Origin of the sequence: Desulfurella sp. (genome assembly GCF_023256235.1) — a bacterium.
GTDB lineage: Bacteria > Campylobacterota_A > Desulfurellia > Desulfurellales > Desulfurellaceae > Desulfurella.
The window spans coordinates 1-2,944 of the sequence record NZ_JAGDWY010000048.1; the positions used below are offsets into that span (position 1 = coordinate 1).

The 2,944-nt window shown below is 34.2% G+C and carries 2 protein-coding genes; both read right to left on the bottom strand.

All coding sequences use genetic code 11. The features are described 5' to 3' along the window. Window positions 1-71: 71 nt before the first annotated feature. On the bottom strand, window positions 72-749 hold the full coding sequence (locus Q0C22_RS04945; protein ID WP_291492369.1) for a transposase: 678 nt from the start codon (window positions 747-749) through the stop codon (window positions 72-74). 620 nt (window positions 750-1,369) lie between these two features. Then, window positions 1,370-2,788, bottom strand: coding sequence for an FAD-linked oxidase C-terminal domain-containing protein (locus Q0C22_RS04950; RefSeq protein WP_291492371.1), 1,419 nt, complete (start codon window positions 2,786-2,788; stop codon window positions 1,370-1,372). Window positions 2,789-2,944: the final 156 nt, after the last annotated feature.

Genomic DNA, 2,944 nt, shown 5'->3' on the forward strand with positions numbered 1-2,944 from the left:
AGCCCAAAAGCATCCTATAGCTATTCCAAAGAAAAGCTTAGCCTTGGGCTTGTAACCTACATTCCCGTAACTCATAACGAGGCAGGCGGTTTAACACCAAGAGCCTCATATATTTCATATTGTTTCTTTAGAATTTCTCCAAAACGAATATTATGTCCGGATACCTCAAAACATTCAATGAGGTCTAATTTATCAAGCAGCGTTGCAATAGTGTAGTCTTTAAAAAGACCGGCCTCCTGCATCTTTTTCTTGATATAAGAGAGGTAAATTAGAGCAATGAATGCTACAAAAAGTTTACCTTCAAGGCTTTGTTCTGAGGATACCAAGAGCCTTCTTAAATTAAGACGTTCTTTGAGGTTACCAAAAGCCTTTTCAACAACATCTCTGTTTCGATAAACCTGCAATGCTTCTTTAGCGCTCATCTTTTCATTAGTCATTAAAGCAAAAAAGCCATAGTAGCGTTTGGTCTTTGAAACAACATCCTTTTTGACTTCTACTTTAAGGCCATGTTTTGTTGTTTGTATAAGGTTAAAATACTTAGCGTAAAGCGCTTCATGTTCTTTGATGGTTTTGCCTTCAAGCAATTCATTTCTTAAAAGCACAATAAGCTTATCAAGTCTTTTTTCGTCTTCTGCGGCTTTATCTATATTGTAATAGTAGTGGATATAAACTTTTCGGTTGTTACTTACAGTATCTTTTTTGTATGATCTTTCGCATTTATAGCTCCATGTTGTTTTTACGGTGTGCATGTAGAGTTCATAGTCGCTGTCGTAGTGGTCGTATGTTTTGAAACTATCATAGATTGGATCAAGATTATCCTTTATGAAATTGATTGAAAAAGGAACGGAGAGTAAAAACTTACGATGCTTGCTGTAGAGTTCATTTATATTGTGCTTGTGCTGTAAAAGCCTCTGTCCATTACAAGCTTGACATTCTTAAAACCCAGCTGGCTTAAATCAATCAAAAGGTTGTTTAGCGTTTTGGTATCTGGAGTGTTTCCAGCAAGCTTGCGATAATAAAACGGCAGATTGGATATTGCCCCAAAAACAACTGCTAGATTTAATTGTTCAAGCGCATCATGTTCTTTGTTATGTCCATACTGCAGCTGGGCTAATCCTTCAGAGTAGCTTGAAATGGATGTAATGTCATAAGCCCAGTATTCATTATCTGCCTTGCGCTTGCCCCAGAGAGCAAAAAAATGCTGTTTTTGGCTTTCCGTGATTGATGAAAACAGCTCACTGCTTTTTTGAGAAGGTATATCTCCTCTATAAGACCCAAAGATGGCAGAATACGGGGAATTTTCAGGAAATCATTAATCAAGTGGTAAATATGTCTATACCACAATACAAAAGAAAAAAGGATTAATTCATTAAATAATCTTTCCTGGATTTAAAATATTGTTTGGATCAAAGACTTTTTTTATTTCTCTCATTATATTTAGTTCTATCTCTGATTTAGTATTTAAAAATATATCTTTTTTTAGAAAACCTACCCCATGTTCTCCGCTTCCAACTCCTCCAAGTTTTATAGCTTCTTCAGTTATTTCAGAATAAATTTTTTCTGCTAGATCTGGCCATTTTTCAAGTGATACATAGTCTGGCTTAAAAAGCTCAGGATGAAGATTACCATCTGCAATATGAGCTGCAATTGCAACCTGGATTTTGTACTTGTTTGCAATTTTTATAGTTTTTTCCATTAATTCAGTTACTTTTGAAGGAGGAACGACCACATCACCACTTAAAGAGACATAAGGATCTACTAATCTTAAAGCTTCAGCAAATACCATTCTAACTCTCCAGATGTTTTCTGCTGATTTTCTATCATCTCCTATAAATACATCAAGAGCCCCATTTTTTAAACAGGCTTCTCCTGCTTTCTGATATGTATCTTCAAGCTCTTGTTGAGAGTTTCCATCAACTTCAATTATTAAATAAGCTTTAGCTTTATCCTGAAAAGGTATTGTTGTATTTAAATATTTAGCAGAAAGCTCAACTGACAATTTATCCATAAATTCAACTTTTAATGGAAGTTTTCTTATAGCTATTATAATATTTGACACTGCCTGTGTAGTTTTTTCAACATTATCAAATGGCACAAGTAATGTAGCACTTTTACCAGGCGCAGGCAAAAGATTTAAAATTATTTTTGTAAATATTCCCAGTGTGCCTTCTGATCCGATCATTAAATCTAACAAGTCATAGCCCCATGTCTGTTTTCTTATTCTACCTCCAAGATTTAAAATACTGCCATTAGCCAACACAACCTCTAAACCTAAAACATGCTTTCTTGTATTGCCATATTTGATAACCTTGTCACCTCCAGCATTTGTAGCCACATTTCCACCTATAAAACTCATCTCAACACTCATAGGATAACCTGCATATAAAAGTCCTTCTTCTAAAACTCTTTCACACAACTCATTTGTAACAACTGCTGGTTCTACTACAGCGACACGATCTATGGTGTTAATTTCTAAAATTTTATTCATTTTTTCTACAGATAAAACTATTCCTCCTTTAAGTGGAATAGCAGCTCCAGCTACCCCACTACCTGCTGCTCTTGGAGTAACGGGAATAATGTTCTCGTTTGCTAATTTCATTATTTTTGAGACTTGTTCAGTATTTTGTGGTTTTACAACAATTTCTGGCATATGTGCGAATAATTTTCCAGATTCGTCATAAGCATAGTTAAATAACTCTTCTTTATTATCATAAATTACATTTTTTTCACCACATATGTGTTTGAATTTATTTGCTAATTCCGTTGTTACTTTGTTGTATTTTATCATACCTTACTCCTACTTTATTGTTTTTGTTCTTTCTAACTTACCAACTATTAAATTTTTGTCAAGGTGAAACATCCAAACAAAAATTTGACATTATTTTAGAATCGTTATATAAATTTTTATACACTGGGAGGTTTTATGGAAACTGTTAGCCTTGCA

What these genes read in the sequence shown, in the direction of transcription:
- Q0C22_RS04945 (WP_291492369.1), bottom strand. Translation starts at nt 749, where the DNA reads ATGCACACCGTAAAAACAACATGGAGCTATAAATGCGAAAGATCATAC.
- Q0C22_RS04950 (WP_291492371.1), bottom strand. Translation starts at nt 2,788, where the DNA reads ATGATAAAATACAACAAAGTAACAACGGAATTAGCAAATAAATTCAAA.